This is a genomic window from Pseudoxanthomonas sp. GW835-FHT14C01 (genome assembly GCF_058793715.1).
Genome location: NZ_JBXAGB010000001.1, coordinates 534,730 through 556,228, shown reverse-complemented (window position 1 = coordinate 556,228; position 21,499 = coordinate 534,730). Strand labels below are relative to the sequence as shown.

The 21,499-nt window shown below is 64.4% G+C and carries 9 protein-coding genes, 1 tRNA gene and 1 pseudogene; 8 read left to right on the top strand and 3 right to left on the bottom strand.

The genetic code is table 11. The annotated features are described in order from the left end of the window. Positions 1-17 precede the first annotated feature (17 nt). The 3 genes from AC1Q5B_RS02410 (at position 18) to AC1Q5B_RS02400 (ending at position 3,558) form a co-directional block, all read left to right on the top strand. Entirely contained in the window at positions 18-1,544 is a 1,527-nt protein-coding gene (locus AC1Q5B_RS02410) for an OpgD/OpgG family glucan biosynthesis protein (RefSeq protein WP_492630144.1), read from the top strand. Between the two features lie 2 nt (positions 1,545-1,546). After that, on the top strand, positions 1,547-3,520 hold the full coding sequence (gene mdoH / locus AC1Q5B_RS02405) for a glucans biosynthesis glucosyltransferase MdoH (RefSeq protein ID WP_492630934.1): 1,974 nt from the start codon (positions 1,547-1,549) through the stop codon (positions 3,518-3,520). Next, positions 3,483-3,558: transfer RNA gene (locus tag AC1Q5B_RS02400), tRNA-Ile, on the top strand. Before mdoH ends, AC1Q5B_RS02400 begins: the two co-directional genes overlap by 38 nt. A gap of 212 nt (positions 3,559-3,770) precedes the next feature. On the opposite strand, the gene AC1Q5B_RS02395 is transcribed toward AC1Q5B_RS02400, so the two are convergent. After that, the gene (locus AC1Q5B_RS02395; protein WP_492630143.1) at positions 3,771-7,280 is read right to left on the bottom strand and encodes a DUF4020 domain-containing protein; all 3,510 of its coding nucleotides are present in this window, start codon (positions 7,278-7,280) and stop codon (positions 3,771-3,773) included. A 1,061-nt stretch (positions 7,281-8,341) separates the two neighbouring features. Here AC1Q5B_RS02395 and AC1Q5B_RS02390 point away from each other — a divergent pair. The 3 genes from AC1Q5B_RS02390 to AC1Q5B_RS02380 all read left to right on the top strand — a co-directional run bounded on the left by AC1Q5B_RS02390 (position 8,342) and on the right by AC1Q5B_RS02380 (position 11,059). Then, positions 8,342-9,055 carry a hypothetical protein gene (locus AC1Q5B_RS02390; protein ID WP_492630142.1) on the top strand — a complete coding sequence of 238 codons (714 nt, stop codon included), beginning with the start codon at positions 8,342-8,344 and terminating at the stop codon, positions 9,053-9,055. 226 nt (positions 9,056-9,281) lie between these two features. Further along, a complete protein-coding gene (locus tag AC1Q5B_RS02385; protein ID WP_492630141.1) occupies positions 9,282-10,346 on the top strand; it encodes a hypothetical protein in 1,065 nt (354 codons plus the stop codon). Positions 10,347-10,384: 38 nt separating this feature from the next. After that, positions 10,385-11,059 (top strand): hypothetical protein, encoded by a 675-nt coding sequence (locus AC1Q5B_RS02380; protein WP_492630140.1) that lies wholly within the window; start codon positions 10,385-10,387, stop codon positions 11,057-11,059. A 101-nt stretch (positions 11,060-11,160) separates the two neighbouring features. On the opposite strand, the gene AC1Q5B_RS02375 is transcribed toward AC1Q5B_RS02380, so the two are convergent. Next, complete coding sequence (locus AC1Q5B_RS02375; RefSeq protein ID WP_492630139.1) at positions 11,161-11,904, bottom strand: response regulator transcription factor; 744 nt, start codon at positions 11,902-11,904, stop codon at positions 11,161-11,163. A 14-nt stretch (positions 11,905-11,918) separates the two neighbouring features. Then, positions 11,919-12,152, bottom strand: coding sequence for a hypothetical protein (locus tag AC1Q5B_RS02370; RefSeq protein WP_492630138.1), 234 nt, complete (start codon positions 12,150-12,152; stop codon positions 11,919-11,921). A gap of 82 nt (positions 12,153-12,234) precedes the next feature. On the opposite strand from AC1Q5B_RS02370, the pseudogene AC1Q5B_RS02365 reads away from it, so the two are divergent. Together AC1Q5B_RS02365 and AC1Q5B_RS02360 are read left to right on the top strand one after the other, a co-directional pair. Continuing rightward, a pseudogene (locus tag AC1Q5B_RS02365) lies at positions 12,235-12,483 on the top strand (BON domain-containing protein); the annotation flags it as partial. A 239-nt stretch (positions 12,484-12,722) separates the two neighbouring features. After that, positions 12,723-21,455 carry a glycoside hydrolase family 94 protein gene (locus tag AC1Q5B_RS02360; RefSeq protein ID WP_492630137.1) on the top strand — a complete coding sequence of 2,911 codons (8,733 nt, stop codon included), beginning with the start codon at positions 12,723-12,725 and terminating at the stop codon, positions 21,453-21,455. Positions 21,456-21,499: the final 44 nt, after the last annotated feature.

Genomic DNA, 21,499 nt, shown 5'->3' with positions numbered 1-21,499 from the left:
TGCAGCGACGGGATGCAGTGAAATCCGTCCTCGCCATCGCATTGCTGGGCGGCATGCCGCGCGCGATGGCACAGACGTCCACGACCGCGAGCAGCGCGGCAGCCTCCACGCGATTCACTCTGGAAACGGTTCCACGCCTCGCACAGGCGATCGCGAGGCAGCCTTACCGCGCACCGGATGAGCGGTTGCCGGCCGCGCTCGATGCCGCCGGCTACGACGCGTACCGCGACCTGCGCTTCGATCCGTCGCAGGCGATCTGGCGCAAGGAGGGCCTGCCGTTCCACCTGCAGATGTTCCATCGCGGCTTCCTGTTCAAGCAGCGCGTCGATCTGTATCGCGTGGATGAAGGCCGCGCGACGCCGATCCCGTACGACCCCGCGCTCTTCTCGTTCCCGCCGGGCGTCAAGCCCGAATTCGGCAGCGATCTCGGTTTCGCCGGCTTCCGCGTGCACACACCGCTCAACCGGCCGGATGTTTACGACGAACTGATCGCCTTCCTGGGTGCGAGCTATTTCCGTGCGCTCGGGAAAGGCCATGCCTACGGACTGTCCGCGCGCGGCCTGGCGCTGGGCAGCGGCGATGCCGGTGCCGAGGAATTCCCGATCTTCCGCGCCTTCTGGATCGAGCGGCCTGCGGCGGGTGCCGGCCATCTGGTCGTGCACGCGCTGCTCGACAGTCCGAGCGTGGCCGGCGCGTTCCGCTTCGACATGAGGCCCGGTGCGGAAACGGTGATCGACGTGCAGTCGCGGCTCTATCCGCGCGTTGACCTGGTGCGCGCCGGTATCGCGCCGTTGACCAGCATGTTCGAATTCGATGCGGGCGACCGCGTCGGGACCGACGACTACCGTCCTGCCGTGCACGACTCGGATGGACTGGCGATCCTGAACGGTCATGGCGACCAGATCTGGCGGCCGTTGAGCAATCCGCCGCGCGTGCAGATCAGTGCCTTCGCCGACGCACGACCGCGCGCTTTCGGCCTGATGCAGCGCAAGCGCGGTTTCGCGGACTACGCCGATATCGAAGCGCGCTATCACCAGCGTCCGAGCCTGTGGATCGAGCCGAAGGGCGACTGGGGCAAGGGGGCGGTGACGCTGGTGGAAATTCCCACCGGCGATGAGTACCACGACAACATCGTCGCGTTCTGGCGTCCCCGGCAGCCGCTGCGTGCCGGCCGCGAGCACCGGTTCGATTACAGGATGCACTGGTGCGACACGCACCGCTGGAAGAACGACCTCGCCATCGTGTCCGATACGCGCATCGGCGCCGCGCCCGACCCGGCGCGCCGGCTGGTGGTGATCGACCTGCAAGGCGGACGCCTGACATCCATGCCGAAGGACGCGAAGCTGATGCCCGACGTCTGGGCCGCCCGCGGCGATGTGGTGGGTGCGGTGGTCTATCCGAATCCCGAGACGCAGGGCTGGCGCCTGAGCTTCGAGTTCCATCCGCACAGAGATGCGGAGGGACGTGACGTGGAACTGCATGCGCGCGTGCTGGAGGGGCACGTGCCGCTGTCCGAAACCTGGCTGTACCGCTGGAGCCTGTGACCATGAGCGACGACCGATCCTCCCGTTCCCCGCAGCCGCAGACATGGCTGCCCCCGGAATCGCCGTTGCCCATGCCGGTGCAGGACCTGCGCAGCGGCGAGCGCTCGTCACGCGCGCTGCCGACGTCGCCGCCCCTGATCGGGCGGCGTCGCGCGCTGGTGATGGGCGCCGCGGCGGTGTTGACGATGTTCGCGACCTACCAAGTCTGGTGGGTGTTGCGTGGCGATGGTATCGATGTGCTCGAAGCCGTCCTGCTGGCGTTGTTCGTCGCCCTCTTCGCGTGGATCGCACTGTCCTTCTCCAGCGCTCTGGCGGGCTTCGTCCTGCTGCTCTCCCGCCGTGGGGAAGCGCCGGGTATCGAGGCCGACGCGCCACTGCCTGTCCTGACGACGCGTACGGCGCTGCTGGTGCCCACCTACAACGAAGATCCGCAGCGTGTGCTGGCCGGTGTGCAGGCGATGCATGAATCGCTGGCCGCGAGCGGGCAAGGCGACCGCTTCGACTTCTTCATCCTCAGCGACACGACCCGCGCCGATGTGCAGCGTGAGGAACTCGCGGCGGTACGGCACCTTCTCGCCCGGCTGGGCGAGGACGCCCGCGTGTACTACCGGCGTCGCGAAAAGAACACCGAGCGGAAAGCGGGCAACATCGCCGACTGGGTCCGCCGCTTCGGCGGCGCCTATCCGCATTTCCTCATCCTGGATGCCGACAGCCTGATGACGGGCGACACGCTGGTCAGGCTGGCGGCGGCGATGGAGCGTCAACCCGCGCTGGCGCTGGTGCAGACGCTGCCGATGATCGTCAACGGCCGCACCTTCTTCGCGCGCATGCAGCAGTTCGCGGGCCGCGTCTACGGGCCGGTGGTCGCGCACGGCATCGCATGGTGGCATGGCGCCGAGGGCAATTACTGGGGCCACAACGCCATCATCCGCACGGCCGCATTCGCACGCCATGCGGGCCTGCCGCATCTCGGCGGCGGCAAGCCGTTCTCGGGTGCGGTGCTGAGCCACGACTTCGTCGAAGCGGCCCTGTTGCGCCGCGGCGGCTGGGCGATCCACATGGCGCCCGGCCTGGGCGGCAGTTATGAAGAAGGACCGCCTTCGCTGACCGACATGCTGGTGCGTGATCGCCGCTGGTGCCAGGGCAATCTGCAACACGGCGCCGTGCTGCCCGCGCGCGGGCTGCACTGGGTCAGCCGCCTGCATCTTCTGGTCGGCATCGGCCACTACTTCACCGCGCCGATGTGGGCGATGCTGATGCTGGTCGGCCTGGCGATCCCGCTGCAGCAGGCCGGCTTCCATCTCGCACAGCCGCATATCGCGGGGTTCACGCCGGCGCTGTACTGGCGGGGCGGCGATCCCGAGCGTTTCCTGTGGGTGTTCTATTTCACGATGGCGGTGCTGCTGGCGCCGAAGGCGATGGGATGCATCGCCACGGTGCTCGACCCGGCGTTGCGCCGCCAGTGCGGGGGCGCATTGCGTATCGCGGGCAGCGCCTTGTTGGAGACGGCGATGGCCGCGCTGATGGCGCCGGTGACCATGTATGTGCAGTCGCGCGGCGTGGCCGAGGTGTTGGCGGGCCGCGATTCGGGCTGGGAAACGCAGCGTCGCGACGACGGCAGCGTCCCGCTTGGCAGCCTGGTGCGGCGTTACGCCGGCCTCACCGTGTTCGGTCTCTTCAGTGGCGTGCTCGCCTACCTGGTGTCGCCGGCACTCGCCGCGTGGATGGCGCCGGTGGTGCTGGGCATGCTGTTGTCCATACCCATCAACATCGTGACGGCGTCTCCCCGAGTGGGCGACGCCCTGCGCACATCGGGATGGCTGCGCACGCCCGAGGAGATGGCGCCTCCCCCGGTGCTCGAACGCGCACTGCAGTTGCGCACGCTGCACGCCGCGACGCCATTGCCCCCCATCGCCTCCGGTACAATCGCCGTGGCGGGGGCCTATAGCTCAATGGTTAGAGCAGAGGACTCATAATCCTTTGGTTCCAGGTTCGAGTCCTGGTGGGCCCACCACGTCAAGGTCGTACGCCAGGTATTGGTACCGACTCCATAAATTGAAACAATGTTTCAATTTATGATGATAAAAAAGGCAATATCTGCAACGACTTACCCCCGACTGACCTCAAGGAAAGGGGTTCTGTCGGGTACTGGTACGCTGGTTGTCGGTACGGTCGCAGGCCGGCTATGGCGCCTCCCGATGACGCTTGACGACCGCCGTTAGCCGTTTAGCGAGCGCCCACACGTACCAAAGCCTCTTGTAGACGGCGCCGGACGGGCTCCGGTAAGGCATCTAGTCGCCCTGCCACCTCTGTGAGGTAGGCAAGTTCGAATCCCGCCACGCCGTCAGACAGATAAATCAAAAGCTGCGCCGTGGCTTCCTGAAAGCGAACGACTAGTTCGCTTGTCCGCAGTTCGAACAAGACATGACTACGTTCCGCGGGTAACGCCGGCATACGAATCGCTAGCAGCACCCCCGCTGGGAAGTGCGCGCCTAAATGGGGAAGCCACTCGACCATCTCACGACACTCACTCGGATTAAGCGGCGCGAGCACGCCCTGCAGCCGGTCGCGCCAGTACTGGGAGAGCCAACCGTCCCAGACTTTGTCGAGGCCCCTAGCATCCAGTTGTCGAAGCATGTGCTCGATCTGCGACGCGAAAGTGGCTCGATCTTCCTCCGTACCATGCTGGAAGAGGTTGGGGATTAACTGCTGCAGCGGATTTTCCACGTGAAATACGCACAAAGCTGCATAGAACTCGATCAGGCGCGCGCGATGTTCAGGCAGATCAATGGGGGCTCGTGCTACGGCCGAAAGAAAAGCCGGAAGCAATGCTTCAACTAGCGGCGCGTACAGTCGTCCCCATGCAAAAAAGCCATGCCACGCTTGAGCGAAAATCCGCGAATCCGGGTCTTGGAACAGGGGTACTAAGTGCTCCCGTACCCATTCTTCGTCAAGTCGAAACAGAAAGGCTGCTTGGCTCGCTAGCACGGAGCGTGCATGCGCTCCTCTCGATGTCGGGTCATGGATTGCTTCGGTAAATCGCTCGCGGTAGTAAAGTGGCATCGCCCAATCCACGCCATCTTTGTCCTTCAGATCAAGCGAGAGCGCGGCTAGCCAGTATTCGACCAGCACTCCGCCTGGCCGGTTAATGGCGCGCGTAAGCCAGTTGTCGTGGAAGCCTCCATCATCATCGGCGGCAAGCGCGCTCCAAAGGTGCTGCGCAATCTGGTTCGCGATCGCCAATAACTCATGCGAGAACGGCTTGCCGCCATCTTTGACCAGCCGCAATAAGACATCGGCGACGTCCCGGGCATGCACTGTGTACAGATCATCATGGGCGAGGGCTTCGAGTAGGCGATGCCACTGTGTGCTGTCCAGTTCTGCGTCCTGAAATCCCCTAAGCGCCGCCGACCACAGATCGGACGACCATAGCGCCCGCTGCCCCAGTTCGGTGACTAATTGGAAGGCCCAGTCGGGAGCCGATTTGGCTGCATCCCGCACTTCCGAGAGCAGCCCCTCACGACTTGGGCCGTCGAAGTCGGTGCCTCTGAACTCCATGAGAGCGTCCAGCTGCGCACTGGGCGGCTGCGCGATCAGCTGTTCCCTAGACCAGGGACTCTTTGATCCGACCCACCCTGCGGAACCCATCCAGTGCGTGAGGTCTGGATGCTCGGAGACGATCCATTGCGGAAAGCGCGCACGAATTGGTGCCAGAAGGGTCGCCGTTAGCTCACAGTCGGGTTTCGCCGCCAGTAGCCACGATAACCAATCGAACTGAAAGCGCTGGGCACGTGATTCGTCAGCCTGGTTATCAGCGTCCTCAAAAGAGGTAGCCACGATGGCGTCTATTAATGCCCGACGAGTGGCGTCCGTTGCGTGGGGATAGTTGAGTGCCGCCAAGCGATGGGCCTCGTGATGCTCAGCGAATGAATTAACTCCAACATATGACAGAAGCCACGAAATACGTTCGTCCGCCGACATGCCCGAGTGAGACGTTACGGCGTGTACGGCCAATCTGCGAAGCAAGGGAAGCGCAGATAGCGAAAGGTGCTCGATCTGTGAGTCGAGTTGATCGGGATGGCTTGTGCCAATGAACTCCAAGGCATCACGGGCGGCATCGATAAGCACGTCGGATGCCTCGGTATACCGGTCCTGTTCGTGAGACTCGATCGCGGATCGCCGGTAACTCATTGAGTCCCATTCGTCCGGCGTACCTGACCATGCAGCTTGGTCAGCATGCATACGCTCGAATCGATAGACTATTCCGGATAGCATTGGCCGGGATATCTCGGAAAGATGTGGCCGGATCTGGTTCTCGTAGACTTGGTTCAATGACCAGTGATCGGTTTGTAGAGAGCATTCGGCTGTTAGTCGCGAGTGCTCCTCATCGTCGTTGTTCTCGCGCCAACCGTAGCCTCGCCTGAGCTCAAACTTGTGGGTGCACATCCGCAAAAAAAGCGACAGAGCTTCGTCAACTAGACCGAGCGCCTCACAACGTTCCGCAAGCCACATAAGCACATGGCGATCTGCTGTTTCTGGCGAAGTCTCAAGTAGTAGAAGGACCCACCGTCGCAAAGTGGTGATCTCAAGGGGTTTGTCCTTATCTAGCCCCAACTCTCGACCCACGGCATACCAAAGCACGGGGTTGAGTCGTAAACCATGTCCCGCGATAAGCTCGAAAAACTCATCATAGTGCTCGATTGCATAGCTTCTGGCGAGCCAGAACGCCAGCTGTTGTTCGCGCTCGCTAAGCTCGCCAGGCTTAAACAACGGTTCGAAATGCTTCCTGCTGTCTAGCCATCTGGGCCATGAAACATCGCGCGCCACGTCAGTGAACAATCGGCATGTAGAGATATCTCTCAGTGCCTGTTCGATCTCGCCAACCAACTCGGGATCAACTGGGGGTGCTCGCCCAGCGAGCTCCAACATTCGTGATTGCCAGTCAAGTGCGCCACGCGCGACCCTTTCCGCAAGCTTTGCAACGCCCTGATAGAGTTCCCGAAATTGCTCGGCGCCTTCGCCTTTGACGAACCGAATGGGCTGGATTCCGAGAAGGTTCCAACTTCCCTCAGTATCCGTAAGCGCGTATCGCCCGGCTGAGCCGTCTGCTGGCAATGCACGGGCCAAATAGTTAAGTACTACGTCGTCGTGGCTATAGCCTACGAACAGAACAGTATGTGTGCGGAAGACGTCTAACAGGAACCGTCGTGCCCAGCCTTCAGTCAGGTACGCGCGACCAAAATCGGCATCGGTGAGAACGATGCTGGAAAAATGCGGTAGAGCGCCGTGCACATGCACGATTCCATGGAAGTCATAGCCTTGGGGTAGCGCAGGTGCTCTGTAGACTTCGGGCGAGCCACCAAAGATCTCCTGCGCTGCTGTCTCAAAGTGAAGGTCGAAGTTCGTCGTGACTAACTTGACACGATCCGCTGCACCAAACATCCGGATTAGGTCGCGGTGGAGTTCATTGGGAGCACTCCCCTCTGGCGAGAGAAGCTCTCCGGCGCGCTGGTGAACAGCGACGCCGCCATGCTGCATCATGCCAAGGAAACGATCTAGTGGAGCTTCTGGCGTTAGTCCGGTGTTACGAGCGATCTTCTCAGCAAGCTTCCAGAAGTTGTCCAAACTCGACGGCGGCCCCATTGAGACACCCGCGCCTGCAAATATGACCAGCTTTCTTGCCTTGATGGCATCAAGGATCCGATCGTCAAAATCCACGTTTCCCAGTCGCGGCATGATGCTGTCCCTTTGAGCTAGGGGTTTCGTAGCGGAACATAAGTCTAGAGCATTGGGCTCGCTTACCGGGGGGCAGGCTTCATCATCGGCTCGCAATCGGGCCTGGCGATCGACCATATGTAATCAAGCGCTTCCACGCTTTCCGGACTTGGCATATCGATGACTTGCAGCTCAATGCCGTCGATCTAATGACTTCCTTGCTAAGTTTTCGTTCGCCGCGACTAAGAAACTTCCTAAGCGATGCATCAATCCTGCCTGCTTCCGAGCTGCGCAGCTTCTCGATTGATCGGGATCTCTTGCTTATTAATTCCCTTGAAAGCCTGGGGAAGTGTCGAAAAATGGTTTGTTCATGCATGCCGTGCTCTCGACTGAACTCGGCAAAGCTGGGATAAGGGGCAGGTCCTTGAACTGTCCTTCTAAGCGCGATCTCGATCGCTTCTCTTCTCTCTTCCCTGGTCCGCGGGATCTTCCTGTGGACTGTGCGAGGCAGCGTTAGACGGAATCCAAGGTCACATTGTTTCGCTGTCATCCTAGGGTTGGTGAGGAGCGGCTACTCAATCCTGACTTCGCGTGACCTTTTTGACACGGTCAGGTTTCAGCAGTTCCGCGATCAAGTTTACGTCCAGGTCAAGGCGGTGGAGAACAGCGAGAGTCGTCAATTGACGGACGTAGAAATATCCATTTCCAGAGCTACTACGATAGGTGATGCTGATGCTTACAAGCTTCGGTACGGCCAAAGTGGAGACCAACGCTAATCTCCCGACGTCAGTCGAGATATGGTTCCGCTCCTCATGATCGCGGGCTCGGTAGTTGCTTCGCTGCTTCGTTATAGCTTCGTCACCTTCTGCGCAAGCTCAAGTATGCGGGGCGGCTCCTCTATCTGGGATCGTGCAAGCGATCTAAAGAAGAGGTGCGGTGCTGGCTCGAACGCTTCACAGTTATCGATATTTGGTGATCTTCCGTGGGGGGGCAGCCTGCCTTTCGGTGCTTCTAGCGGATGAGCTAGTGCTCATTTTGAGCACCTCTTATAGCGTTGAGATTGGGTCGGAGGGTGGAGAAGGATGAGCGCCGTAGATTTCTGTCCAGAATGCGAAAGCGGAAAGTCAGACAGGATGCTCGACTTTGAGCGCATGGATGAAATGGTGGATGCCTATGCTGCAGCCACGAAAGGAAGCGCGCCGGGCCGTGTTGAACGCTATGCCTTCGTAGTTGGCGTGGTGGGTACCGTTCTCGCGCTAGTCACTTCGGCCCTATCTCCGCAGTACTTGTCTGTGTGGTGGGGGGTGGGTGGTGTGGCGATTGAGCTCGCCGGGTTTATTGTGTTCCTGGCGCTTTTCTTGAAGCGTGAGTGGCGAAGCTTCCGGAATAGCAAGCGTGACTACGCGATTGAGCTGGATCGCGACTTCGGTAAGTACATGGGGTACGTGAGACAGCTACGGGACTATCCCCGAAACCAGCGTGACCGTCTGCTGCGCTACATTCAGGCACGACGCAAAGTCATGCACTCCCGCATGGGTCTTGTTACGGGCGGGATGGAGCGGTTAGGCGTAATACCACTTCTCGCCGCTTTGTATCTGCAGTTCAAGGATTGGAGGCTAGGCGACTGGGCGGCGCTGGGCGAAGTGACCTTTGTTCAAGGCCTCCTAGCAGTGTCGCTACTGGTCATCTATGTTGCTTCTTGGGGGTTGATCTTGCTCTATAGCCGCACTGAGGCTTACGAGCTGCTGCTTATCGAAGCAGCTGCACAAGAAGATGAGGCCGGTAGGTCCGCCTAACCTGTAGAGCGGGGCGCGAGAGTTGACGCACCCCAAGTGTTTCAGTATATGGATATTTCAGCGTTTCAACTTTTGGCTTCGAGCCCAGGTATCAGCCAGAAGCGCCCACGATTCGACCCATGAATGCGCCGCATCGCGGGGTCGCATCGCCGGCGGGTCATCGGCCCCTCCATCACCCGCCGCCTTCTGGCTACACTGTCATCGTCCATACGCGCTGGGGAGCGCCATGAGATTGATCGGGAGTACCGCGCTTGGCGCGGCAGGACTTGTCGTCGCCATCGCGTTGGCCCCGGGGTTCCGCGCCGCTGCGGCAGAACCGCAGGCCGGCTCCGTAACTGACGGCACACCTCCGGCGACCGCCGCGTCGTCCAAGTCAGGACCGCGGACTCTTTCGGAGGCCGAACTGGCCACACTGCGTCAGCGCATCCAGGGCGACAGGGTCCGGCGCGCGGAAGCGTTAGATCGCGAGCAGGCCGCCGCCGAGCAGCAGCGCCGACAGTTCGAACAGATGCAGCAGATGGCGGCTGCGGAGGAGTACTGGGAGGAAGAAGTGTCCGCGCCGGCTCCCAATCTGGCGGAGGTGTTCCTCGGCACGCTCAGCAGCGAACTGGCCAATCACCAGGTGCAGCGCGAGGCGCAGGACGCGTTCATCCGCGACATCGAGCGGCAGCAGAGAGCCGCGGTCGAGCGTCGCCAACGCGAGGAGGAGCGTCAGCGCCGCGAGGCGGAGCGCGTGCGCCAGCTGCAGCATGCGCAGACTGCGACGGCGCCGTCTGCATCCGTACGGGCCGCACAGGACGGCGGGATTGCGGCGCGTGCACGCGAGGCCGAGGCACGCGACCGCGAGCTCGCCACGCAGGCCGCCGCCGAGCGCGCCCGCCTGCAACAGGTCCGGGCACGCCAGCAGGCCGCGGTCACGTCCGCATCGGCATCCACCGCGCCGTCGCCCGCTGCGACGGCTGCTGTCAAACCGCTGCGCTTCATCCTGACGATCGGCCTGCTCAACAAGCCGGGCGACACGGTCAATCCGACCTGCTACTCGAACGTCATCACGCGCCCGGGCCCGCCCGGCTGGGGTGGAACCGGCTTTCTTCCGCAGGGGTCGGGCGACCAGGCGCATGCGATGGTGCAGTCGATGAGGGACGCCTTCATCGCGCGCTGCCGGGCCAGTGGCCGGGAGGTCACCAGTGTCGGCAACTTCAACTATGTATGGAACCGCAGCAAGGGCGAGGAAGACCTGATGGAAGGCACGCGTCCCCGCTTCCGCGAGGACGTCGCGGTGTCGCTCTGATCACGCGCATCGAATACTGGCTACGACGAGGGGAACCGATGTTCAAGGCACGCGTCATGTTCTGCATCGCCCTGTGCGCCGCCTGCGGCTGCCTGTCTGCGGCGGCGTTCGCGCAAGCGCCGCAGACAGCCGAGGGGGCTCAGGCATTTCTTTCCACCATGGCCAAGCGCGGCTTCGCGCGGGCGACCTTCGTGGATGCGGCCGGGAGGCCCAACCACGTGGTCGGTACGCATACGGTCAATGTCAGCCGTATCAAGCTGTCGATCAAGGAGGAAAACAGCGAGAGCGCGGTGGCGAAGTCGTTGAACGAGCTGATTCCCACCGAACTGTCTTCACGCGATGCACAGGGCGCGCCCGACGCCTGCACTACCCGGATCGACGCATTCCAGCCGCCTGCCGACCTGTTCCAGAGCAACAGCACGACGTGGGAGGAGCCAGGCTTCCTCGTCTCGGTGACGGTACTGAAAACCGAACAGTGGAACTACGCGACGGACTTCGCGAAGTTTGCCGCCCCGCACTTCATCGATTGGCGCCAGGCGCAGGTCGTTCGCAGCAACGACGGCGGACGCATCGACGTGCGGGCCAAGGGACAGCGTTTCGCCACCAACATCCTGTCGTTCGTTCCCGGCGATCCGGAGCTGGCCGATCGCATCGAGTACGCGACGAAGTTCTTGCGGATGAGCTGCGACGAGACTGCCGAAACCGGCTTCTAGACCGGACTGCTATCCGGGAAGCCGAGTCTTCCCTCAGTCTGCCGTTCACCGGCGAGGTGATGCCGAACATCAATGGACGCACGAGCGGCGCCCGCGCCTGCCTACGCGGTGGCGTCCTGGCTCACGCCGGTGCTGCCGCCCGCCGGCTTGCGGGGTGGCGACATGTCGGCCATCCGGTAACCCGCGCTCTGGACGGTATGGAGCAGCGGATTGTCGAAGCCGCGGTCGATGACCCGGCGCAGGTTGTAGAGATGGCTGCGCAGGGAGTCCGAGTCGGGCAGGTCGTCTCCCCACAACTCGCGCTCGATTTCCCGCCGGCTCACGACGCGGGGCGACTCGCGCATCAGGATGTTGAGCAACTTGGTCGCGACCGGCGACACCTCGATCTCCTTGCCGGCACGGTTGATGCGGTGGCAGGCGGGATCGAAGGACAGGTCGCCCACCTTCAGCACCTCGCGCCCCAGTTCCCGGCGATTCCGGCGGATCACGGCCCGCAGCCGGGCTTCCAGCTCCGCTGTGGCGAAGGGCTTGGTCAGGTAGTCGTCCACGCCACGTTCGAGCCCGGTGATCTTGTCCTCCAGGCGGTCGCGGCCGGTCACCATGATGATCGGCGTCGACAGATGCGCCTCGGTGCGGAGCCGGTTGACGATGTCCAGCCCATCCAGGCGGGGCAGATGGCCGTCGAGCACGATGGCGTCGTATCGCGTTTCGGTGGCCAGGCGATAACCTTCCGCGCCGTCGTGGGCGTAGTCGATCTCCATGCCCCGCGCCTCCAGATAGGCGCCGACCGATTCCGCGATGAGCCGATCGTCCTCGATGATGAGAACAAGTGCATTCGTAGGCATGGCTGCATTCCGTTTCATGACGTCATCGTGACGAAGAGTGCATCGGCCATCGTCATGGTGCCGTGAAGCCGGACGAAGGCGCGGACATCGCCCGTCATCCGGACGGTGGCGCGTCTGAATTCACGGCACCGCCACGTCGTCGGGCGCAGCGTGCGTTTCCGGGTCGCATGTGCTGTCGCGGCTTCGGACATACCGATGAATCCGACAAATACGTGCAATGGGAGAAGCATCATGAAGCGTTCCAACATCTTGATCGCCGCCATCACCGCGGTGGCGCTTGCGAGTCCTGTCCTGGCCACGGCCGCGAGCGGGGATGGCAAACCGAAGGCCGCGACGGCGCAGGGTGAATCCGCGCAGCCGGTGGACGACACCTGGATCACCACCAAGGTCAAAGCCGACCTGCTGGCCAGCTCGAACGTGCCGGGCACCGACATCAAGGTCGAGACGGTGAATGGCGTCGTCAACCTGTCCGGTACGGTGGCCTCGCAGGCGGAGAAGGACAAGGCGTTGAAGGTCGCCCGCGGCATCAAGGGCGTGAAGACGGTGGAGGCCGCGGGTCTGAAAGTCGCCACCCGCTGAGCGCGACATGGCGTCGCCGAACGGCGAGTCCGTGAAGGACGGAAGGCGGCCCGTCATCTGAGCGTCGGAAGCGCAGGCGGCGCCTGGGCCGTGCGGACGGCCGCCTGCCCTGGCATGGACGCGCTGCGCCGTGAGCGCAGCGGTGCGCGCCGGGGAGACCTGCGGCGACGCGGGTCTTCACGCGTCGCGGGAGGGGCCGGGTGAGAGGATGCGGACATTCCTGCCCCCACAGGTTCTTCATGACCAACTTCAGGCGCACGTTCGGACGCTGGCTACGCCTGCGTCGGCGGCTCAAGCGATTCCGCCGTACCCGTTTCCTCGTCAATCCCGTCGCCAAGGGTGAGGAACCCCTGAGGGCGCAGCTGCTCAGTGTCGAGCAGATGGAGGCGTACGGGCGTTCGCTCGCCCATGCGCACAAGGTGCAGATGGAGCCGACGGAAGAGCGGTTGCTGGAGCGCCTGCAGTCGAACCAGAAGGTGCTCGGCGAAGCGAACGATCTCCTCAACGATCTCGTTCGCGAGGAACTGAGGATCTCACCCGCCGGCGAGTGGTTGCTGGACAACTACCACGTCATCGAAGAACAGATCCAGTTGGCGCGGCGCCACCTGCCCACGGGTTACAGCCGCCAGCTGCCTTCGCTGTCGCAGGGTCCCTTGCGCGGACTGCCGCGGGTGTACGCGCTGACGATCGAGGCGGTATCCCACGGTGACGGACGCATCGATGGAGAGACCCTGCGTCGCTTCATCGCCGCCTACCAGACCGTTGCGCCCCTGAAGATGGGCGAACTGTGGGCGGTTCCGATCATGCTGCGCCTCGCACTGATCGAGAACCTCCGCCGCATGGCGTCCCATGTGATGAGCGACGGCGTGGATCGCCGTCTGGCCAGTACGTGGGCGCGGAGGCTGAACCAGGCGGCGATCGACACGCCCGGCGACGTGGTGCTGATCGTGGCGGACATGGCGCGCTCCGCGCCGCCGCTGACGGGCGCTTTCGTTTCCGAGCTGACCCGCCGGCTCGATGGTCGCACCGGGCCGCTGGCCTTGCCGAGCGCATGGCTCGAACAATGGGTGGCAGCGGCGGGGTATCGGATCGACGAACTCGTGGGCGCCGAAAGCCAGCAGCAGGCGGCGGACCAGGTGTCCATCGGCAACAGCATCGGCAGTCTGCGTTTCCTGGCCACGATGGACTGGAAAAGCTTCGTGGAGGACATGAGCGTGGTCGACCGTCGCCTGCGGGAAGACCCGGCAGGCACCTACGGCCTCATGGATTTCGGTACCCGCGATGCCTACCGGCATGTGATCGAGAAGATCGCGCGTTCCAGCGGCGCCTCCGAGGAGGAGGTCGCCGGCGCGGTGGTCACGCTGGCGCGCGATCATGCCGAGGCGGACGGACCGGATATCCCGCGCCCGCAGGCCGGGCATGTGGGCTACTGGCTGCTGGACGACGGACTGGATCGTACGCGCGAGGTCGTGGCCAGGGCGGCGCCCGGCTATCGTCGCGCGCGACTGCGCCCGCAGCGTTATCCGCTGCTCGCGTATCTGGTTCCGATCGCCGCGATCATCGCGTTCGCGACGTGGGGGCTCGTGGCCAGCGGCTACGGCGATGTTCCCCTGTGGATCGTCGTGGCGCTTTCCATCGTCGTCTTCAGCGAGATGGGCATCGCGTTGGTCAACTGGCTGGCGACGCTGCTCGTCGCGCCCCGTACGCTGCCACGGATGGATTTCAGCACCGGCATACCGGAAACCTGTCGTTCCGTGGTAGCCGTGCCGACCATGCTGTCGAGCGAAAAAGGCATAGACAGCCTGGTCGAAGGGATGGAGGTGCGATTCCTCGCCAATCGCGATGCGCAGCTCAGATTCGTGCTGCTCACGGATTTCCTGGATGCCCCCAGCCAGTCGCTTCCCGGCGACGATGCGCTCGTCGCATACGCGGCGGCGCAGATCGAACGGCTCAACCGGCGCTACGCCCCGGAAAAGCTGGATCGTTTCTTCCTGCTGCACAGGCCGAGGCAATGGAACGCCGCCGAAGGCGTCTGGATGGGGTACGAGCGCAAGCGCGGAAAGCTGTCCGCACTCAACGCGCTGATCCTGGACGGCGAGCAGGCTCCCTTCATGCGCATCGTGGGCGATGCCTCGGCGCTCCGGCATGCGAAATACGTCATCACGCTGGACACCGACACCCGGTTGCCACGGGACGCTGCCCGGGAATTCGTGGCGACGCTGGCCCACCCGCTCAACCATCCTGTCATCGATCCGCGACGCAACGTGGTGATCCGTGGCTACGGCATCCTGCAGCCCAGCGTCGGCAGTAGCCTGAGCGGCCGCAGGCCGTCGCGCTTCGCCACGGTCTTCGGCAGCGAGCCGGGCATCGATCCCTACACGCGTACCGTCTCGGACGTCTACCAGGATCTGTTCGGCGAAGGCTCCTTCGTGGGCAAGGGCATCTACGACGTCGCCGCCTTCGAGCAGGTGCTGGCGGAGCGCCTGCCGGAAAACCGCATCCTCAGCCATGACCTGCTCGAAGGCTGTTTCGCCCGCGCGGGTCTGGTGAGCGACGTGCGTCTCTACGAAGACTATCCGGACCGCTATGCGGCAGACACCAAGCGGCGGGCGCGGTGGATGCGCGGCGACTGGCAATTGCTGCCGTGGCTGCTGCCCCGCATACCGACCGCCGACGGCGGGTGGGAGCGCAATCCGCTGAGTTGGCTCTCGCGCGGCAAGCTGCTGGACAACCTGCGGCGCAGCCTGGTGTCGATCGCGGCGCTGGCGCTGTTCGTCATCGGATGGCTCCATGCGCCCCAGCCGCTGGCGTGGACGCTGATCGTCCTCGCGCTGTGGTTCGCACCGGTGCTTCTCTCGGCGTTGAAAGACGGGATGACCCTGCCCGACGACATGCCGGCGGAGTCGCACTGGGTGCAGGTGGGACGCGCGACGGCGCGGTCCCTGCAGCGCGCCGCACTCAACGTGGCATGCCTCGCCCATGAGGCTTGGCTGGCGGGCGGTGCCATCGTGCGCACGCTCTGGCGACTCGGCATCAGCCGCCGCCACCTGCTGCAATGGAATCCGTCGAGCGAAGTGGAGCGATCGCTGGCCGGCGACCGGAGCGCCGACTGGCGCGGCATGTTGCCCGGCTCGGTGATCGCGGTCGGCGTCGCGTTCCTGCTGCTGTGGCTGAGGCCCGACGTGCTGGCGATCGCCGGCCCGCTCCTGCTTGCGTGGATGTGGGCGCCCGCCGTGATGACCTGGCTGAGCCATCCGCCCGAACGGGAGGACGCGGCGCTCAGCCCATCCCAGCGCGCATTCCTGGGAAAACTGTCGCGCCGCACGTGGTCGTTCTTCGAGACGTGGGTCCGCGAAGAGGATCATTGGCTGCCGCCGGACAACATCCAGGAGCATCCCTCGCTGGTCGTGGCCCGGCGCACCTCGCCGACGAACATCGGCCTGTCCCTGCTCGCGAACCTTGCCGCCTGGGACTTCGGCTACGTGCAGGCCGGCGCGGTCGCGGAACGCACGCGGAATGTCTTCGACACGCTGGAGCAACTGCCCCGGTATCGTGGTCACTTCCTCAACTGGTACGACACCTCGAACCTGCAACCGCTTCCGCCGCGCTACGTTTCCACGGTGGACAGCGGGAACCTGGCCGGCCATCTGCTGACCCTGAGGCAGGGCCTGCTGGCGATGGTCGATGCGCCCATCCTGGCGCCCACGACGTTCAATGGAATCGCGGACACCTTCGGCATCGTCGAAGAAGCGGCGGCCTCGCTTCCGGAGCGGAGCGGCACCATCACCCTGGCGCTGGCGGCCTTCAGAAGCTGTCTTGCGGCGATCGACACGCATCGTGCCCTGTCGTTGGAGCAGACGGTGTCGGCGCTCACCGGCTTGCAGACGCATGCCGGGAATCTGCTGGCGGCGTGGCCGGCCCCGCCCGACATGGCGCCCGGCGACCGCCACTGGCCGCAGGCGTTGAGCGATGCATGCGCCGGTGCGCTGGATGAGCTGGCGATCTTCTTTCCCGACGCGCGCCTGTCGCGCCCGGGCGAGTCGCCCGGCCGGACCATCCCGAGCCTGCGGCAACTCGCCACGGCGGGCGGCGATGCCCAGGCGTCCCGACTGGCGCGGGAACGCATCAACGAGCTGGAACGGCTTGCGCACATGGCCGGTCAGTTCTCGTTGATGGAGTACGGCTTTCTGTACGATCGCTCGCGCAATCTCCTGGCGATCGGCTTCAACGTGGACGATCACCGCCTGGACAACAGCTTCTACGACCTGCTCGCGTCGGAAGTGCGTCTGGGCGTGTTCGTCGCCATTGCGCAGGGCCAGTTGCCGCAGGAGAGCTGGTTCGCGCTCGGCCGCCTGCTGACCGAAGTCAATGGAACGCCCGCGCTGCTGTCCTGGAGCGGCTCGATGTTCGAGTACCTGATGCCGCAACTGGTGATGCCGGACTACCCGGATACGCTGCTCGATCAGACGATGCACAACGCGGTGGAAGCGCACATCCTTCACGGCAGGAAGCAGGGGCTTCCATGGGGCGTGTCGGAGTCGGGGTACAACGCGGTCGATACGCGCATGAATTACCAGTATCGCGCGTTCGGCGTGCCCGGCCTGGGTCTGAAGCGCGGACTGAGCCAGGACAACGTGGTCGCGCCGTACGCCAGCATGATGGCGCTGATGGTCAATCCGGAAGCGGCCTGCGAGAACCTGCAGCGCCTGCAGGCGTTGGGTTTCTCCGGACGTTTCGGCATGTACGAGGCCATCGACTACACACCGTCGCGCGTACCGCCGGGACAGGAGTCGGTCCTGTTGCGCTCCTTCATGGCCCATCACCAGGGAATGGGTTTCCTGTCGCTGGTCCATCTGCTCGGCAACCAGCCGATGCAGCGGCGTTTCGTCGCCGATGCGGAGTTCCAGGCGACGTTGCTCCTGCTCCAGGAGCGCATTCCGCGGGTGGGCGTCTTCCATCCCCATGAAGTGGAAACGCTCGAGACCCGGACACCGGTGAGCGACGGGGAGGCGGTGCTGCGGGTCATCCGCGACCCGGAAGGTCCGCGTCCTGAAGTCCAGCTGCTGTCCAATGGACGCTATCACGGCCTCCTGAGCCACGCGGGTGGCGGCTACAGCCGCCACCACGACATGGCCACCACGCGCTGGCGCGAGGACGGCACGACCGACGCCTGGGGCACCTTCTGCTATCTGCGCGATGTGGAGAGCGGAGAGTTCTGGTCGGCGGCGCACCAGCCGACCTGCGTGCCCGTGGAACAGTACGAGGCCATCTTCTCCGATGCGAAGGCCGAGTTCCGTGGCCGCAAGCAGGGCTACGAAAGCCATCTCGAAATCGCCATCTCGCCCGAGGACGACATGGAGCTCCGGCGGCTGAAGATCGCCAACCGCAGCCGGCGCGCCCGCACCATCGAGATCACCAGCTACGCGGAAGTCGTCCTCGCTCCGCCCGCCTCGGACGACGCGCATCCGGCGTTCAGCAACCTCTTCGTGCAGACCGAGATCGTGCGCGACAAGCAGGCGCTGTTATGCACCCGGCGCCCCCGCGCGCATGACGAAGTGCCGCCGTGGCTGGTTCATCTGGTCGCCGTGCACGACGCCGACGTGGCCGCGATCTCCTACGAGACCGACCGGTCGAAATTCATCGGCCGCGGCAATACGCCGCGTGCGCCGAAGGCCCTGACGAGCGGGGCGGCGCTGGCCGACAGCGAAGGTTCCGTGCTGGATCCGGTCGTGGCCATCCGCGTGAGGGTGAAGCTGGAGCCGGAGCAGGTGGTCCAGATCGACATGGTCTATGGCGTGGCGGCGAGTCGCGAGGCCAGCGAGACGCTGATCGACCGGTATCGCGACCGTCGCCTGGCCGATCGCGTATTCGATCTCGCGTGGACGCACAGCCAGGTCGTGCGGCGCCAGATCAATGCCACCGTCGCCGAGGCGCAGTTGTACGAGCGGCTCGCCAGCCTGGTGGTCTACGCCAACCCGCATCTGCGTGCGCCCGCCGACGTGCTCAGGCAGAACCAGCGCGGCCAGTCGGGTCTCTGGGGTCACGCGATTTCCGGCGATTTGCCGATCGTGCTGCTCAAGGTGCACGACGCCGACAACATCGAGGTGGTGCGGCAGTTGGTACAGGCGCACGCGTACTGGCGGCTCAAGGGACTGCGCGCGGACCTGGTCATCTGGAACGACAGCAAGGCCGGATATCGGCAGCAGTTGCAGGACCAGATCCTGGGCATGATCTCGGCCGACGCCGAGGCATCCGTCCTGGACAGGCCAGGGGGCATCTTCGTGCGGCCCGCGCAGAACATGTCGCAGGAAGACCGTACGTTGCTGCAGGCGGTCGCGCGCGTGCTCATCGACGATCGGGAAGGCACGCTGGCCGCCCAGCTCGGACGGCTGGTGCCGCCGAAGCCATGGCCCGCCGCCTTCACGCCCGAGCAGATCGCCGACGATGCGTTGCCGGCGCTTGCGGCGGAGACGGACGAAAGGAGCGACGCGTTCGATCCCGGCAGTGGGCTTCCCGCTCCCTGGGAAGGCGACGAAGAAGCGAGGGAAGCGCTGTGGCCCTTCCTGCCGGTGGAGCCGGAGCGCATCTTCGACAATGGGATCGGCGCCTTCACCAGCGATGGCCGCGAATATGTCGTGGTGTCGCGCGAAGGCATGCCAACACCCGCGCCCTGGTGCAACGTGCTGGCCAATGAAGCGTTCGGCTGCGTCGTCAGCGAGAGCTCGCCGGGGTACACCTGGTTCGAGAACGCGCACGAGTACCGCCTGAGCCCCTGGCACAACGATCCCGTCTCCGATCTCGGCGGCGAGGCGTTCTACCTGCGCGACGACGCAAGTGGCGAGATCTGGTCGCCCACGCCCCTGCCTTGCCGGGGAACGGGCGACTATCGGACCCGCCATGGCTTCGGTTATACGGTCTACGAACACCAGGAACGCGGTATCCACACCGAGTTGTGGATCTACGTGGGGGTGGACGAGGCGGTCAAGCATTCGATGCTCCGCATCCGCAACGTGTCGGGCCGGATGCGCAAACTGTCGGCGTTCGGGTACGTCGAATGGGTGCTGGGCGACCTGCGCCACAAGTCCAGGATGCACGTGGTGACCGAGGTGGATCCCGCCAGTGGCGCGTTGATCGCCCACAACCCGTTCAATACCGACTTCGCGGGCAGGACGGTGTTCTTCGATACCGATGCCAGCGGCTGCAGCTGGACCGCCGACCGCGTCGAATTCGTGGGACGCAACGGAGGCTTGCACGCGCCTGCGGCCCTGCGCCGCGAACGGTTGAGTGGACGTGTCGGCGTCGGGCTCGATCCCTGTGCCGCGATCCAGGTTCCGATGGAACTGGGTCCGGGCGAAGAGCGCGAGGTGGCGTTCCGGCTGGGCGCGGCGAAGGACCGCGACAGCGCGCTGGCGATGGCGCGCCGCCCGCAGGGCATGCATGGCGCGCACGATGCGCTGGACGCGGCACGCATCCATTGGCGAGGCCTGCTCGACTCGATCCAGGTCCGCACGCCGGATGTCGCCTTCGACGCGCTCGCCAATGGCTGGCTGCTCTACCAGACGCTGGGATGCCGCTACCTGGCGCGCAGCGGCTATTACCAGTCCGGTGGCGCGTTCGGCTTCCGGGACCAGTTGCAGGACACGATGGCGACCATCCACGCGCGTCCCGACCTGAGCCGCAGGCATCTGCTCACCAGTGCCGCGCACCAGTTCCCGCAGGGCGATGTCATGCACTGGTGGCATCCGCCGCAGGGGCGCGGCGTCAGGACGCGCTGCTCGGACGACTATCTCTGGCTGCCGCTGGCCACCAGCCGCTACCTGGAGGTGACGGCGGACAGGACCGTGCTCGATGAGATCGTCGGATTCGTCGAGGGCAGGGAGGTCAACCCCGACGAGGAGGGCTATTACGACATGCCGGCGCCGTCCTCTCTCCGCAAGACGCTGTACGACCATTGTGTCCTGGCCTTGCGACGCGGCTGCCGTCTGCTGGGTGAGCGCGGGCTGCCGTTGATCGCCACCGGCGACTGGAACGACGGCATGAACCGGGTGGGCGAAGGCGGACGCGGCGAAAGCGTCTGGCTGGGCTTCTTTCTCGTGGATACGCTCCGGAAATTCATTCCCGTGGCCGAAGCGCGCGGCGATGCGGAGGTCGCGCGCTGGTGCGCCGAGCAGGCCGATGTCCTCGGCGCGGCGCTGGAGACGCATGCCTGGGACGGCGAGTGGTACCGCCGTGCGTGGTTCGACGACGGCACCCCCATCGGCTCGTCCAGCAGCGACGAATGCAGGATCGATTCGATCTCGCAGAGCTGGTCGGTGCTCTCCGGCGTGGCCGAAGCCACGCGTGGCCAGCGTGCGCTCGATGCGCTGTACGCGAAGCTGGTGAAGCCCGAGGCCGGCCTGGTGCAGCTTCTCGATCCGCCCTTCGACCGGACGACGCATGATCCGGGTTACATCCGCGGCTATGTCCCGGGAGTCCGCGAGAACGGCGGGCAATACACGCACGCGGCGGTGTGGGCGGCGATGGCGTTCGCGCATGCCGGCGACACCGAGCGTGCGTGGGACCTGGCCAGCATGATCAATCCGATCAACCATGCCCTGGATGCCGACGCCGTCCACATCTACAAGGCGGAGCCGTATGTCATGGCCGCCGATGTCTACGCGGTGCCGCCCCACACCGGTCGTGGCGGCTGGACCTGGTACACGGGATCGGCCGGCTGGATGTACCGGTTGATGGTCGAATCCGTCCTGGGACTACGGCGCAAGGGCGATGTCCTGACGCTGGATCCCCGTACCCCGTCGGGGTGGGAGGACTTCGAAGTGCGATACAGATTCGGCAGCGCGACCTATCAGATCACCGTCAAGCGAGGAGGATCGGGCAACGCGACGATGAGGCTGGATGGTGCAGCGCACGAGGCGCTCGAGATCCCGCTGATCGACGATGGCAAGCTGCATCGTGTCGTCTACACGACCTGAGGTCCTGCCGTGGCACTTCGACCCCAAACGGAAGCGAGGTGGCG

Excerpts from the sequence above, each read along its gene's own strand:
- mdoH (WP_492630934.1), top strand. The coding sequence starts at position 1,547 with ATGAGCGACGACCGATCCTCCCGTTCCCCGCAGCCGCAGACATGGCTG.
- AC1Q5B_RS02395 (WP_492630143.1), bottom strand. The coding sequence starts at position 7,280 with ATGCCGCGACTGGGAAACGTGGATTTTGACGATCGGATCCTTGATGCC.
- AC1Q5B_RS02390 (WP_492630142.1), top strand. The coding sequence starts at position 8,342 with ATGAGCGCCGTAGATTTCTGTCCAGAATGCGAAAGCGGAAAGTCAGAC.
- AC1Q5B_RS02385 (WP_492630141.1), top strand. The coding sequence starts at position 9,282 with ATGAGATTGATCGGGAGTACCGCGCTTGGCGCGGCAGGACTTGTCGTC.
- AC1Q5B_RS02380 (WP_492630140.1), top strand. The coding sequence starts at position 10,385 with ATGTTCAAGGCACGCGTCATGTTCTGCATCGCCCTGTGCGCCGCCTGC.
- AC1Q5B_RS02375 (WP_492630139.1), bottom strand. The coding sequence starts at position 11,904 with ATGCCTACGAATGCACTTGTTCTCATCATCGAGGACGATCGGCTCATC.
- AC1Q5B_RS02370 (WP_492630138.1), bottom strand. The coding sequence starts at position 12,152 with ATGTTGGAACGCTTCATGATGCTTCTCCCATTGCACGTATTTGTCGGA.
- AC1Q5B_RS02360 (WP_492630137.1), top strand. The coding sequence starts at position 12,723 with ATGACCAACTTCAGGCGCACGTTCGGACGCTGGCTACGCCTGCGTCGG.